Origin of the sequence: Kribbella sp. NPDC050124, assembly GCF_044460355.1 — a bacterium.
GTDB lineage: Bacteria > Actinomycetota > Actinomycetes > Propionibacteriales > Kribbellaceae > Kribbella.
Genome location: NZ_JBITJU010000014.1, coordinates 181,957 through 194,678 on the forward strand (window position 1 = coordinate 181,957; position 12,722 = coordinate 194,678).

Genomic DNA, 12,722 nt, shown 5'->3' on the forward strand with positions numbered 1-12,722 from the left:
GATGACCGGTACGACGCTCAGTCTGGCCGGCGCGGACCGGATCCGGCGGCGGAAGGCCACCGGCCGTGATCGCGGCGATCGCATCTACACGGTCGTGGTCGCGGCGTTGCTCGGCGGCGCCGTGCTGGCGATCGTCTACCCGCTCTACTTCATCGTGATCGCGTCGGTGAGCGAGCCGGACGCCGTGAACAACGGGCGTGTCTGGGTGCTGCCGGAGGGTTTCACCGTCGACGGCTACCGTCGTCTACTGGCCGACCCTCGGGTCTGGCACGGCGTCCTGAACTCGCTGGTCTACACCTCGCTGGCGACGATGCTGAGTCTCGCTCTGATCCTGTCCGCGGGCTATGCGTTGTCGCGCAAGGACCTGCCGTGGCGGAACACCATCACGGCACTGTTCCTGGTCACGCTGTTCTTCGACGGCGGCATGATCCCGCGGTACCTGGTGGTCAAGGAACTGGGCATGCTCAACACCGTCTGGGCGATGATCCTGCCGAACGCCGTCGCGGTCTGGAACCTGCTGATCGCGCGCACCTACTTCGCTTCCGCGATCCCGGGAGAGGTCCGCGAGGCCGCCCAGCTGGACGGTGCGAGCGAGCTGCGGTTCTTCCTGCGGGTCGTGCTGCCGCTGGCCAAACCGCTGATCGCGGTGATGACCCTGATCCATCTGGTGTGGAACTGGAACGCGTTCTTCGACGCGCTCATCTTCCTCACCGACGAGTCGAAGTTCCCACTCCAGCTGGTGCTGCGCAACATCCTCGTGCAGTCGGAGGTGTCCGCCACCGGCAATCTGAGCAGCGACCTCTCGTCGTACGCCGAACAACAACGGCTCGGCGAACTGGTCAAGTACGGCATGATCGTCGTCTCCACGGTGCCGCTGCTCCTGGTGTCTCCCTTCGCCCAGCGGTACTTGAGCCGCGGCGGCGTCGAGGGCGCCCTGAAGGGCTGACCGACCTTGTGTGGACCGGTCCGCCGAATTGATCTGCTGATACGTATAACTTTGGAGGCTGGGCAATGAAGAAGCGAATGGCGGCCACTGCGCTGCTGGTGTCGGTCGGCCTGCTGTCCGCCTGTAGCGGTGGCTCGGGTGAGTCCGACGACACTGCGGCCGAGACTGCCGGGTTCCGGAGCGACGGGCTGCCGATCGTCGATCAGCCGCTCACGCTGAAGTTCTCCGGCGTGAAGGCGCCGCTGGCACCGGACTACAACAGCATGACGCTGGTGAAACAGTGGCAGCGCGACACCAACCTGACGATCCAGTGGCAGAACCTGCCGGACGCGGTCTACAAGGAGAAGAAGAACCTGCTGCTCGCCAGCGGTGACCTGCCGGACGCCTTCTACAACACGGGTTTCACCGATGCCGACATCGCGACGTACGGCGCGAACGGGACGCTGATCCCGTTGGAGAACCTGATCGGCAAGTACGCGCCGAACCTGAAGAAGATCTTCGAGAAGCGCCCGGAGATCAAGGCCGCGGTGACGGCCTCGGACGGGCACATCTACACGCTGCCGGCGTCGGAGGAGCTCGGCATCGGCGCGGTGCCGTTCTTCTGGTCGGTCAACAAGAGCTGGCTGGCCAAGCTCGGGCTGGCGATGCCGACCACGATCGACGAGTACCACCAGGTTTTGCAGGCCTTCAAGACCAAGGACCCGAACGGCAACGGCAAGGCCGACGAGATTCCGCTCAGCTTCATCGGCGGCTGGTGGTGCGCAGATGTCGGTGACCTGTTCGCCGCGCTCAGCGGGATGCCGGACAACCCTGATCACCGGATCGTGCGCGAGGACAAGGTGATCCACACGGCGTCGCAACCGCAGTACCGGGATGCGATCGCGAAGTTGCACCAGTGGTACACCGAGGGGCTGATCGATCCGGAGGCGTTCACCCAGACCGACACGCAGTACCTTGCCAAGGGCAAGAGCAAGGACCCGGTGCTCGGCTCGTTCGTCTGGTGGGAGACCGAAGAGGTCGTCGGCGCTGCCCGGACCCGCGACTACACGTTGATGGGCCCGTTGGAAGGACCGTCCGGACGTCTGGTCGGGCGGGCCAACGGTGGTGACTACGCCCGGGATGCGTTCGCGATCACGCGCGTGAACAAGCACCCCGAAGCCACCATGCGCTGGGTCGATCGGCTCTACGACCCGCTCATGTCGGCGCAGGTCGCGTGGGGTCCGATCGGCGAGGGGCTGCAGAAGAACTCGGCCGGGGTGCTGGTCAGCCTGCCGGACAAGGCCGGCGAGAGTGCCGGGGAGCGCAAGCAGCGGATCGCGCCGGGCGGCCCGCGGGTGATTCTCAAGGAGGACTTCCAGAAGGTCGTCGCCCCGGAGCCGCGGGCGGCCCAGCGGCAGCAGGACCTCGAGCGCAGCTACCTTCCGTACGCCGAGAAGCAGTCCTATCCACTGGTGTTCTTCACCCAGGAGGAGCTGCAGCGGATCGGTGAGATCGACACCGAGCTGAAGGCGCTGGTGGACGAGCGCCGGGCGGGCTGGATCGTGCGTGGTGGCGTCGAGAAGGACTGGGACGGCTATGTGCAGCAGTTGAAGAGCGCCGGGCTCGACGAGTACGTCGACCTCTACCAGAAGGCGTACGACCGCTACCGGGGGACGAAGTGACCCGACCGACGTACGTCGAAGCGGTCTTCGCTCCGCTGTCGCTCACCTCACTGACCGGCCGGTCTTCCGGCCTGGTCAGCTGGGGTGACGACCCGGACGAGCAACTGACCCTCGGCTACGACCAGCACGGACGTCCAGGCGTCGAGGTCGCGACGGCGGGCACGCGGATCGCCTTGTTCGCCGCGCAACCACTGGTCCTCGGCCGTTGGGTGCGCCTGACCGCAGTGGCCGACGAATCCGGGCTCCGGCTCTACGTCGACGGCCGCGATGCCACGTCGATCTCTTGGCAGGCAGGGTTTCCTGCCGTTCCCGACCTCGGCTGGATCGTCGGCCGGCGTTCGGGCGGGTACGACGACCCGGCCTGCGGACCGATCCGCGATGTTCGGGTGCTGACGGTTGCCGAAATTCCGGCGGGCGCGCCTGGCCTGGCGGATCTCGATGTGGTCGAGGTCCTGACGTCGTACCGGCGACCGGATCCGAACCGGCCCGAGTACCACTTCATGCCGCCGGCGCACTGGATGAATGAGCCGCACAGCGCGATCCAGGTCGGTGACGTCCACCACGTCTTCTACCAGGCGAACAGACGGGGACCGTTCTGGGGCGGGATCGAGTGGGGGCATGCCACCAGCACTGACCTGGTGCACTGGACGCATCTGCCACCGGCGTTGCGGCCGGACCAGGTGGACGTGGCGCCGAGTGGTATCTGGAGTGGGAGCAGCGTTCTCGACGACAACGGCGATCCGCTGCTGTTCTTCACCGCCGGGGACTTCAGCCGGTCGCCGGATCAGGCGGTGGCGGTCGCGCGTCCGGTGGACGGCTCGTGGGTTGCTGACGAGAAGGTGCTGCTCGAGATGCCGGACCACGTCGGCGGCCACGAGCTCTTGCCGGGACAGTTTCGCGATCCGTTCGTGTGGCGGGAGGAGGCCGGCTGGTTCATGCTGGTCGGCGCCGGCGTGAACGGTCGGGGCGGGACAGCCGTGCTGTACCGGTCGGTCGACGGCGTCATCTGGGGCGATCCGGTGGATCTGCTGTTGATCGGCGATTCCGAGTACGGCGAGATGTGGGAACTGCCGGTGTTGCTGCCGATCAAGGACGACGCCGGCGAGCAGCGGCATGTCTTGCTGGTGTGCCCGTGGTGGCACGAAGTGCCGGCCGGGCGGGTGGTCGAGGTCGTCTACTGGGTCGGGCGTTGGGACGCCGGCGTCTTCACCCCCGACCACGACGAGCCGCGGCGCTTCGACTACGGGCGGCACTTCACCGGGCCGAGCGGCAACGTGCTCGCGGACGGTCGGACGATCCTCTGGTCGATCGCGCAGGATGGCAGGGCGCCCGACGTACAACGGCTTGGCGGGTGGGCGCACAATGCGGGGCTTCCGCTGGAGCTGTCGCTCGCCGCGGACGGTGAGCTGGCGATCCGGCCGGTGCGTGAACTCGAGCTGCTTCGGAAAGAGCTCGTTGCCGAGTCGCCACAGCCGGTCAGCGGTACGGCGCTCGAGCTCGAGCTGGATGCCGTCCTGCCGGGAGACCTGCGGGTCAGAGTGGTGGACCCTGAGGGCACGTTGCTGGCCGAGATCCGGGTCGACGGGCACACGTTGGGGGTGACAAGACCAGGGGCGGCGTCGTACGACGTCTGGAGTCCCGACGAGGACGCGTCGGGTCCGCTTGTGGTCGACGGGCCGTGCCGGCTGCGGGTGTTCGTGGACCACTCGATGGTCGAGGCCTACCTGAACGAGTCGCACAGTCTGACCACCCGGATCGACGTGTCCGCCGGTCCGCCGGTGCTGGAACCCGTCACCGGACCTCACCTCACGTCGTACCGCGTGTGGCGACTCTCGACAGATTAGGACTCACCGTGCTTGTGCTCGATGATCAATGGACCTGGGACTTCTGGTTCGCCTTTGACGGGCCGGACATCCATCTCTTCTTCCTCAAGGCCCCGAGGTCACTCGGCGATTCCGACCTCCGGCATCGCAACGCCCGGATCGGGCACGCGGTGTCGCAGGACCTGCGGACCTGGACTGTGCTGCCGGACGCGATCGCTCCCGGCGCGCCCGGCGCCTGGGACGATCTGGCCACCTGGACCGGATCGGTGATCCGGGTCGACGACGGCTGGTGGATGTTCTACACCGGCATCTGTCACGGTGACGACGGTCTGCGGCAACGGATCGGCCGGGCGTTCAGCACCGATCTGACCACCTGGACCAAGGACGCCGGCTTCGTGCTCGAGGCCGATCCGGAACACTTCGAGCAACTCGACATCAGCGTCTGGCCGGACCTCGCGTGGCGTGATCCCTGCGTCTTGGCAGACTCTGACGAAGGCGGCTACGCGATGCTCGCCACCGCCCGAGTGCCGGAAGGACCGGCCGACGGCCGGGGTGTCGTGGCCCTGTTGCGTTCCCCGGACCTGCGGACCTGGACCGTTGTCGGCCCGGTCACCGAGCCGGGCGACTTCGGCCACCTGGAGGTTCCCCAGGTGGTCGCGATCGAGGATCGCTACTACCTGGTCTTCTGCGCGTACGACTTCGCGAACAGCGCCGAGCGGATCGCCCGGGTCGGCCGAACGACCGGCACCCACCTGTACGTCGGTGACACGGCCACCGGACCGTTCAAACCGGTGTCGGACGAGCTGTTCGCCGCCGACGAGATCGGGTCGCTGTACGCCGGGAAGCTCGTGCGCGATCCGATTGCCAACAACTGGGCCTTCCTCGGCTTCCTCCAGCACGACGCCGACGGCCACTTCATCGGCGTCCTCAGCGACCCGATCCCGGTGCTGATCGGGCCGGACGGCCATCCGGCTCTCACCGTTCCGGTTGCCGAAGCGGTCAGGCGGCTGCCAGTTCGGGCTCAGGGGTGGGGAACGGGGTGACGTCGGCGGTGGGGGTGGCGGCGGTGGCGTACTCGGTGGTGAGGGTGCGGTAGGTCTTGGTGAGGAAGGCCGCGAGGACGACGACCAGCATGATGGCGCTGCCGGTGACGAAGGTTAGGGCTAGGCCGCGGGCTTGGCCGGGGCCTAGGAGCCAGCCGAAGGTGGTGTGGCCGGGGGTGGAGTTCATGTAGGGGACCAGGAGGAACTGGGCTACCGGGCCGATGACGAAGGCGGCGACGGGGGTGGAGGCGGTCTCGATGCTCTGGGCGAAGCCGAAGATGCGGCCCTGGGTCTCGAACGGGACGACGCGCTGCAGGATGGTCTGCTCGGCCGCCTCGGCGATCGGGATGACCAGCATGAAGCCGAACATCCCCAGCACCAGCAGCGACTGCCACTCGCGGATCGAGATCGTCATCCCGACGACGGCGATCGCGACGTTCGCCAGCAGCAGGATGCGCAGCGGCGAGCGGCCCAGGCCGAAGCGGGCCACGATTGCGCCGCCGGCGATGAAGCCGACGCTGGTGACGCCGAGCACGATGCCCCAGGCCTCGACGGAGAACAGTTCCAGGCCGTACGGGTCCATCAGCGTCATGAACACACCCAGGATCAGGTTGTTGAAGGTGCTGAACAGGACCAGCGGAACCAGACCCGGTACGGCGCGCATCGTCTGCCACGAGCCACGCAGGTCCAGGTGCTTGCGGTTGTGCCGGGCCGGCGGCGCCTCGTCGATCCGGATCGCCAGCAGCAGGTGGCCCAGTACGACGGCGGTCAGTACGACGGCGATCACGACCGTACCGCCCATCCCGAGGAAGCCGACCGACAGACCGCTGAGGATGCTGGTCACCAGGTGGGAGACACCGGTGATCGTGCCGACCATGCCGTTGGCCTTGTCCCGCCGGTCCTCGGGGACCAGCAGCGTCACCGTGGTGGACAGTGCGATGCTCCGCAGGCCGCCCGCCAGGCTGCCGATCAGCACGAACCCGGCGAAGACCCAGAACCAGGGCTTCGACCAGTCGGTGACCGGGACGGCCAGGTAGACCAGGCCGGCTGCGGCGAACGCGCCGCCGGTGATGGAGCTGGAGAGCACCATGACGCTCTTCTTGCGGTGCGCGTCGACGATGGCGCCGAAGATCGTCCCGAAGATCGCGCCGGCCAGCATCGAGCTGCCGGAGACGATCGACGCGACCAGCACCGACTCGGTCACCAGGTAGACCCAGAACGCCAGCGCGAAGGACAGGAAAGTGGTCGTGACGTTGGCGATCAGGGTGTTCGCCAGCAGCCGCCTGAAGGTGCTGTGGTGCTCACTCATGGTGACTCCCAGGTCGTGATCCGGTGTGCTCTCACCACTACGTCGTACTGACAGCGCGAGATTTGACACAGTCGGCGGAAAGAATTCCGGCGCGCGGCTAAGGTGCGGTCCATGCCGCCGGTGATCCAGTCCTCCAAGCTCGCGAACGTCTGCTACGAGATCCGCGGACCAGTGCTGGAGGAGGCTCAGCGGCTGGAGGCGGCCGGGCACCGGATCCTCAAGCTGAACACCGGCAACCCGGCGCCGTTCGGGTTCGAGTGCCCGCCGGAGATCCTCGAGGACATCGTGCGCAGCCTCGCCGACGCGCACGGTTACGGCGATGCGAAGGGCCTGCCGGCCGCCCGCCGGGCAGTCGTGCAGCACTACCAGCCGTGGGGGATCCACCTCGACATCGACGACGTGTACATCGGCAACGGCGTCTCAGAGCTGATCCAGATGGCCGTGCAGGCGCTGCTCGAGGACGGCGACGAGGTCCTCATCCCGGCTCCGGACTACCCGCTGTGGACCGCGGCGGTCGCGCTTGCCGGGGGTACGCCGGTGCACTACCGCTGCGACGAGCAGTCCGACTGGATGCCCGACCCCGCCGACATCGAGCAGAAGATCACCGACCGCACCAAGGCACTGGTGATCATCAACCCGAACAACCCGACCGGCGCCGTCTACGACCGCGAGCTCCTGGTCCAGCTCACCGACATCGCCCGCCGGCACGGCCTGCTGGTCTACGCCGACGAGATCTACGACAAGATCCTGTACGACGACGTCGTACACACCCCGGTGGCTTCGCTGGCTCCCGACGTACTGACGCTGACCTTCAACGGACTGTCCAAGGCCTACCGCGTGGCCGGCTACCGGTGTGGGTGGATGGCGGTGAGCGGGCCCAAGCACCAGGCGGCCAGCTACCTCGAGGGCCTGACGATCCTGTCGAACATGCGGCTGTGCGCCAACATGCCGGCACAGCACGCGGTCGCCACCGCGCTCGGCGGCAAGCAGTCGATCAAGGATCTGGTGCTGCCCGGCGGACGGCTGCTGGCTCAGCGCGACACGGCGTACGAGCTGTTGACCCAGATTCCCGGGGTGACCTGCGTGAAGCCGAAGGGGGCGCTGTACGTGTTCCCGCGGCTGGATCCGAAGGTGTTCGGGATCAGCGACGACCGGCAGTTCGTGCTCGACCTGCTGCGCGCCGAGAAGATCATGATCGTGCAGGGCACCGGCTTCAACTGGCCCGAGCCCGATCACGTGCGGATCGTGACGCTGCCGCACAAGGACCAGCTCGCGGACGCGGTCACCCGGATCGCGACGTTCCTCGAGAGCTATCGGCAACGGTCATGACGGCTTTCAGCTGCTCGAAGTCGTCGATCGGCAGCTCGACCAGGCCGCGGCGGAGCTGGTAGCCCCAGTTGGGTTGCCGGGTGAGCTCGAGATCCAGCTCGCTCAGCGGCGCCGGCTCGACTGGCAGGAAGTCGATTTGGCGTCGCCACGGGCGGATGGTGCCGCGGTCGCCCATCGACATCGGCTCGGCCAGGTAGGGCTCGGCGTCCGCGACGACGCCGAGCGCGGTGAACGCGCGCAGCGGTGTGCGGTCGCCGAGGCGCTCGGTCGGGGAGTAGATGACGAAGCCGTCGCCTTTGCGCAGCCGGGCGACGTTCGGGCGCTTCCCGTGGTTCAGCTGGATGAAGCCGTGCCGTACGGCGATCTGAGCATGCTCATCGGACACGACACCAAGCCAGGCTCGTTCAGGTCTCATGCCGCCAGTCTCGGCCCGAATATCTGACACGAACTGTCTTATATCCGAGTGGCTTAGGGTGCCGGTTATGCCCTTGTTCTCGTTTGAAGGTAAGCAGCCGGTGGTGCACCCGGATGCGTGGATCGCGCCGACGGCGACGCTGGTCGGTGACGTGGTGGTCGAGGAAGGGGTGTCGATCTGGTACGGCGCGGTGGTGCGCGCCGACCTGGGTCGGATCACGATCCGGGCTGGGGCGAACATCCAGGACAACACCGTGATCCACGTCGGCAGCAACGGGTGCGAGATCGGGCGGAACGCGACCGTCGGGCACCAGTGTCTCGTGCACGACTGTGTGATCGGCGAGCAGGCGCTGGTGGGGAACGGCGCGATTGTGCTGGACGGTGCGGTCGTCGGCGAACGCAGTCTGATCGCGGCTGGGTCGACGGTCACGCCGGCTGCGGTGATCCCGCCGGAGTCGGTGGCGATGGGCAGCCCGGCGAAGAAGATCGTGCCGCTGGAAGGGGTTGCGAAGTTGTTCGTCGACCACAATGCGGCCGTCTACCACGAGCTGGCCCGCCGGCACGCGGCCACGGTCGAGCCGGTGGAGTGAGCGGTACCCCGGGGCGGGACTCAGGTGGACTCCCGCCACGGGGTTCCGCTGTGCGGGCTGGCTGCTTAACCCGACATGCCTCCGGTACCCAGGTCGGCGCACGGAATTCTTGTCGGCCGCACCACATCGCTGCTAACTTGCCCATCTTGTAATGATTGCAAGAAAGGTGCGCCGGATGGCGAGTGGTGAGCTCGACCGAGCCGCCAAGGTGCGGTTCGCGCGCGAGGCGGTGATCGCGCAGGTGCGTGGCCTGCCCAACCAGCTCCGCGCCCGGCTGACGGACGGTCCGCGTACGCCGGTCCTGCTGCCGGACCCACCCGACACTGCATTGACCCGCGATGTGCTCGAGCTCGCGCGATCGTCGTACCAGGAACCGTTGCTCGGGCACTGCATCCGCACCTGGTTCTGGGGGCAGTTGCTCGGCTCCCGCGACGGGATCAAGCCCGACGAGGAGCTCCTCTACCTCGTGTGTCTCCTGCACGACATCGGCCTCACCGACAACCACCGCCCACCCGAGTCGGCCGCATGCTTCGCCGTACACGGTGCCGAAGTCGCCCGGACGACGCTGGCGGGCCTCGGATCGCCGTACGCCGACGAGGTCGCCGAGGCGATCGCCCTGCACATGAACGTCAACGTCCCCCAAGGACCTGAAGCCCACCTCCTGCACGCCGGCGCCCACCTCGACGTCGCCGGAACCCGAGCCGGCGACCTCCCCCGGCACGCCATCCGCGAGGTCGTCGCCAAGCACCCCCGCGACGGCTTCCCCACCTGCTTCGCCACCCTCATGCGCCGCGAAGCCGCCGAGCGCCCCAACTCCCGCGCCGCCCTCCTCTGGCACCTCGGCATGCGCCTACCGCTGAACCACAACCCCGTGGACCGATGAGCTGATTAGGGTTGAGCGGGTGTTCAGGGCTTTGGTGGGATTTGGTGCGTTCGGGTTGTTCTGGGGTGCGTGGGGCGCGATCCTGCCGGCGGTGCGGAGCGAGTCGGGGGTCGGCGACGGTGAGCTCGGCATCGCCTTGCTCATGGTGGGGTTGGGCGCGCTCGCCTCGATGCGGTTCACCGGATATCTGATCGATCGGTACGGCGGTGCCGTGCTGCCGGTCGTGGTCGTGCTGTTCGGGGCGTGCGGCGTGCTCCCGGCGCTGGCCGACTCGGCGGTGACGTTGAGCGGCGCGCTCCTCCTGCTCGGCGCGACCTCCGGCGCCACCGACGTCGCGATCAACGCGACCGGATCCCACGCCGAGGCGGTCACCGGCAAACCACTGATGAACCTTGCCCACGGCATCTTTTCCGTCGCGGTCGTGGTCGCCAGCTTCGGTACGGCGGCCCTGCGCACCGCCGGCGCGGACGCGTTGCCGGTGCTCGGCGGAGTCGGCGTGATCGTCGCCGTCGTCGGACTCACGCTCGGCGCTGGGCTCCGAGACGACCTCCACACCTCAACGGAGCCGACCCCGAGGCGCCGACTCGAGCCCGTGCTCCTGGTCTTCGGCGGACTCTGTGCGCTCGCGTACGTCGTCGAAAACGCCTGGCAGAGCTGGAGCGCCGTACACCTAGACACCTCATTCAACGCCGCGCCCGGTCTCGCGTCCAGCGCTCCGGCGGTGTTCGCCGCGGCGGCCGCGACCGGGCGGATCGCGGGCAACGCGCTGCTCCGACGGCTGCGGCCGGTGCAGTTGCTGGTGGCCGGTGGTGTCCTCGCGGCGGTCGGATCAGTTGTGGCCGCCACGGCTGGTACCGCGTGGTTGGCGTTGATCGGGATCGGTGTCGCGGGCCTGGGTACGTCGGTGTGTGCGCCGACGATCATCGGCATCGCCGGCGCGTGGGCCGGTCCGGTGCGGCGAGCCGGTGCGATCTCGACGGTCACCACGCTGGCCTACCTCGGCTTCCTGCTCGGTCCGGCGGCGGTCGGCGTCGTGTCGTCGGCCTTGTCGTTGCCCGTCGCGCTCGGCGGGGTCGCCGTACTCGCGCTGCTCGTCGCCGCGCTCGGACCGGTCGCCGCCCGGCAGTCCGAGCGCACCTTTCAGTCCTGATCAATGCGGTCGCGACCGACCCGATCGCGAACTACGGTGGGCAGGAACCGAGGGGAGACATCTGTCATGACCGAGATCGCGAACACCGGCGCAGCGGTGATCGACCGCGCCGACGGGCGGGACGACGGCGAGGACTGGACCGAGAACTACGAGTTGCTCCCGGGTGGGGCCGGCATCTCGATCATCCTCGAGTCGACCACGCAGGAGGGTGTCGGGCCGCGGCTGCACAAGCACCCGTACGCCGAGACGTTCATCATCCGGCGTGGTTCGGCGACCTTCACCGTCGGCACCGAGCAGGTCGTCGGCCGGGCCGGCCAGATCCTCGTCGTTCCCGCGGACACCCCGCACAAGTTCGCCACCGGCCCCGGCGGCTACGAAGCCGTCCACATCCACGCCAACCCCACCTTCGAAACCACCTGGCTGGAGTAGTTGTACGAGTGGCACGGCTGGGCCACGATCGTGGCGAGCCCCGGCACCGAGGACGACGAGGCGGCGGACGCCCGCCAACGCGCAGCCGAGGCTGAGGTAGGCGACCTCGTCGCGGCCGCCGGTGCAGTGAACGAGACCGTCGACCTGCGGCGGGCGAACGGCAGTCTGCACCTCTGGCTTGCAGGTGCGCACAACCATCGCGACGACGGTGTCGTCGAGCTGTTCGCCAAGGTCGCACAGCTCGCGCCTGGGTCGTACGGCGTGCTCTACGCGTTGGAGCATGGAGTCGATCCTGGGTGGCACCGATGGGTGATGCGGCGCGGCAAAGTCACAGGTGAGGCCGACAGCAGCCTCTCGCCGCATGTCGGGTCAGTCGAGGACCGCTGAGCGCAGGCGCTCGCGGGATCTCGAACGCGTAGCCGAGGTCGCTGCGATCGATCGCGTCGTGCAGCACCCGCGTGGTCATCGCGGTACCCAGAAGGTCAGGTCGGGACGCGTTCGCCTGGCGCGGTGAAGGCGGCCAGGACCGTCGCGGTGATGTACTCGGCGGCCTTGTCGGGAGTGATCCGGCCGGTGTTGATCTCCTCGGCCGCGCCGTGCATGACGCTGTGCATGGCGCCGACCAGCCAGGTGGTCGGCAGGTCGGTCCGGAAGACGCCCTCCTTGCGCCCGCGCTCGATCAGCCGCTCCACCCGCACCATCGGGTCGGCGTGCAGCTCACGGACCCGACCCGGGGGGAGCGCGTCCTGCGCGGCGATCAGGAGTGAGCGGAACCGGTCGACCAGGTGCCAGCTGGACTCGATCAGCCGGGCCAGCGCCTCGCGCGGGTCGCCGGACAGATCCACTTGGCCGAGCGCGGCCTCGCCGCCTTCGATCGCGTGCACGAACACCGCGTCGACCAGGTCGGTCCGGGACGGGAAGTGGCCGTAGAGGGTGACCCGGCCGACCCCGGCAGCCTTGGCGATCTCGCTGGTGCTCGCGGACGGATCACGGCTCAGGCAGACGGTCGCGGCCTCGACGATCGCCGCGATGTTGCGCTGTGCGTCGGCCCGCTTGGTCGTCGTACTCGCTGCTTTCGCCGGCATCCGGCCTCCTCTTGTCGAACACCACTGTTCGAGTTATGGTAGCGCAAATAAGTCGAACAG

The 12,722-nt window shown here is 68.1% G+C and carries 13 protein-coding genes; 10 read left to right on the forward strand and 3 right to left on the reverse strand.

Annotated elements, in window-relative coordinates; translation table 11 throughout:
• Nucleotide 1 precedes the first annotated feature (1 nt).
• The 4 genes from ACIBL3_RS28955 (at nt 2) to ACIBL3_RS28970 (ending at nt 5,473) form a co-directional block, all read left to right on the forward strand.
• Nucleotides 2-946: a carbohydrate ABC transporter permease gene (locus tag ACIBL3_RS28955; protein WP_396356802.1), complete on the forward strand. Its 945-nt coding sequence runs from the start codon at nt 2-4 to the stop codon at nt 944-946.
• 65 nt (nt 947-1,011) lie between these two features.
• A complete protein-coding gene (locus tag ACIBL3_RS28960; protein WP_396356803.1) occupies nt 1,012-2,607 on the forward strand; it encodes an ABC transporter substrate-binding protein in 1,596 nt (531 codons plus the stop codon).
• Entirely contained in the window at nt 2,604-4,451 is a 1,848-nt protein-coding gene (locus tag ACIBL3_RS28965) for a LamG-like jellyroll fold domain-containing protein (RefSeq protein WP_396356804.1), read from the forward strand. The genes ACIBL3_RS28960 and ACIBL3_RS28965 overlap by 4 nt, the downstream gene beginning before the upstream one ends.
• An 8-nt stretch (nt 4,452-4,459) precedes the next feature.
• The gene (locus ACIBL3_RS28970) at nt 4,460-5,473 is read left to right on the forward strand and encodes a hypothetical protein (protein ID WP_396356805.1); all 1,014 of its coding nucleotides are present in this window, start codon (nt 4,460-4,462) and stop codon (nt 5,471-5,473) included.
• Here ACIBL3_RS28970 and ACIBL3_RS28975 read toward each other — a convergent pair.
• Entirely contained in the window at nt 5,430-6,782 is a 1,353-nt protein-coding gene (locus tag ACIBL3_RS28975; protein WP_396356806.1) for an MFS transporter, read from the reverse strand. The two genes, ACIBL3_RS28970 and ACIBL3_RS28975, sit on opposite strands and share 44 nt — an antisense overlap.
• Before the next feature lie 111 nt (nt 6,783-6,893).
• Between ACIBL3_RS28975 and ACIBL3_RS28980 the strand changes: the two genes are divergently transcribed.
• Nucleotides 6,894-8,111, forward strand: coding sequence for a pyridoxal phosphate-dependent aminotransferase (locus ACIBL3_RS28980; RefSeq protein ID WP_396356807.1), 1,218 nt, complete (start codon nt 6,894-6,896; stop codon nt 8,109-8,111).
• Here ACIBL3_RS28980 and ACIBL3_RS28985 read toward each other — a convergent pair.
• Nucleotides 8,065-8,526: an EVE domain-containing protein gene (locus ACIBL3_RS28985; RefSeq protein WP_396356808.1), complete on the reverse strand. Its 462-nt coding sequence runs from the start codon at nt 8,524-8,526 to the stop codon at nt 8,065-8,067. The two genes, ACIBL3_RS28980 and ACIBL3_RS28985, sit on opposite strands and share 47 nt — an antisense overlap.
• Nucleotides 8,527-8,593: 67 nt before the next feature.
• On the opposite strand from ACIBL3_RS28985, the gene ACIBL3_RS28990 reads away from it, so the two are divergent.
• From ACIBL3_RS28990 to ACIBL3_RS29010, 5 genes are all read left to right on the forward strand, one after another.
• Nucleotides 8,594-9,115 carry a gamma carbonic anhydrase family protein gene (locus ACIBL3_RS28990; protein WP_396356809.1) on the forward strand — a complete coding sequence of 174 codons (522 nt, stop codon included), beginning with the start codon at nt 8,594-8,596 and terminating at the stop codon, nt 9,113-9,115.
• A 175-nt stretch (nt 9,116-9,290) separates the two neighbouring features.
• Nucleotides 9,291-9,998, forward strand: a complete 708-nt coding sequence (locus tag ACIBL3_RS28995) for an HD domain-containing protein (RefSeq protein ID WP_396356810.1) — start codon at nt 9,291-9,293, stop codon at nt 9,996-9,998.
• Nucleotides 9,999-10,017: 19 nt separating this feature from the next.
• Entirely contained in the window at nt 10,018-11,148 is a 1,131-nt protein-coding gene (locus ACIBL3_RS29000) for an MFS transporter (protein WP_396356811.1), read from the forward strand.
• A gap of 66 nt (nt 11,149-11,214) precedes the next feature.
• The gene (locus ACIBL3_RS29005) at nt 11,215-11,577 is read left to right on the forward strand and encodes a cupin domain-containing protein (protein WP_396356812.1); all 363 of its coding nucleotides are present in this window, start codon (nt 11,215-11,217) and stop codon (nt 11,575-11,577) included.
• On the forward strand, nt 11,578-11,964 hold the full coding sequence (locus tag ACIBL3_RS29010; RefSeq protein ID WP_396356813.1) for an Imm7 family immunity protein: 387 nt from the start codon (nt 11,578-11,580) through the stop codon (nt 11,962-11,964). It abuts the gene before it with no gap.
• Nucleotides 11,965-12,059: 95 nt separating this feature from the next.
• Here ACIBL3_RS29010 and ACIBL3_RS29015 read toward each other — a convergent pair whose 3' ends face one another.
• On the reverse strand, nt 12,060-12,662 hold the full coding sequence (locus ACIBL3_RS29015) for a TetR/AcrR family transcriptional regulator (RefSeq protein WP_396356814.1): 603 nt from the start codon (nt 12,660-12,662) through the stop codon (nt 12,060-12,062).
• Nucleotides 12,663-12,722 lie beyond the last annotated feature (60 nt).

Excerpts from the sequence above, each read along its gene's own strand:
- ACIBL3_RS28955 (WP_396356802.1), top strand. The coding sequence starts at position 2 with ATGACCGGTACGACGCTCAGTCTGGCCGGCGCGGACCGGATCCGGCGG.
- ACIBL3_RS28960 (WP_396356803.1), top strand. The coding sequence starts at position 1,012 with ATGAAGAAGCGAATGGCGGCCACTGCGCTGCTGGTGTCGGTCGGCCTG.
- ACIBL3_RS28975 (WP_396356806.1), bottom strand. The coding sequence starts at position 6,782 with ATGAGTGAGCACCACAGCACCTTCAGGCGGCTGCTGGCGAACACCCTG.
- ACIBL3_RS28980 (WP_396356807.1), top strand. The coding sequence starts at position 6,894 with ATGCCGCCGGTGATCCAGTCCTCCAAGCTCGCGAACGTCTGCTACGAG.
- ACIBL3_RS28985 (WP_396356808.1), bottom strand. The coding sequence starts at position 8,526 with ATGAGACCTGAACGAGCCTGGCTTGGTGTCGTGTCCGATGAGCATGCT.
- ACIBL3_RS28990 (WP_396356809.1), top strand. The coding sequence starts at position 8,594 with ATGCCCTTGTTCTCGTTTGAAGGTAAGCAGCCGGTGGTGCACCCGGAT.
- ACIBL3_RS28995 (WP_396356810.1), top strand. The coding sequence starts at position 9,291 with ATGGCGAGTGGTGAGCTCGACCGAGCCGCCAAGGTGCGGTTCGCGCGC.
- ACIBL3_RS29005 (WP_396356812.1), top strand. The coding sequence starts at position 11,215 with ATGACCGAGATCGCGAACACCGGCGCAGCGGTGATCGACCGCGCCGAC.
- ACIBL3_RS29015 (WP_396356814.1), bottom strand. The coding sequence starts at position 12,662 with ATGCCGGCGAAAGCAGCGAGTACGACGACCAAGCGGGCCGACGCACAG.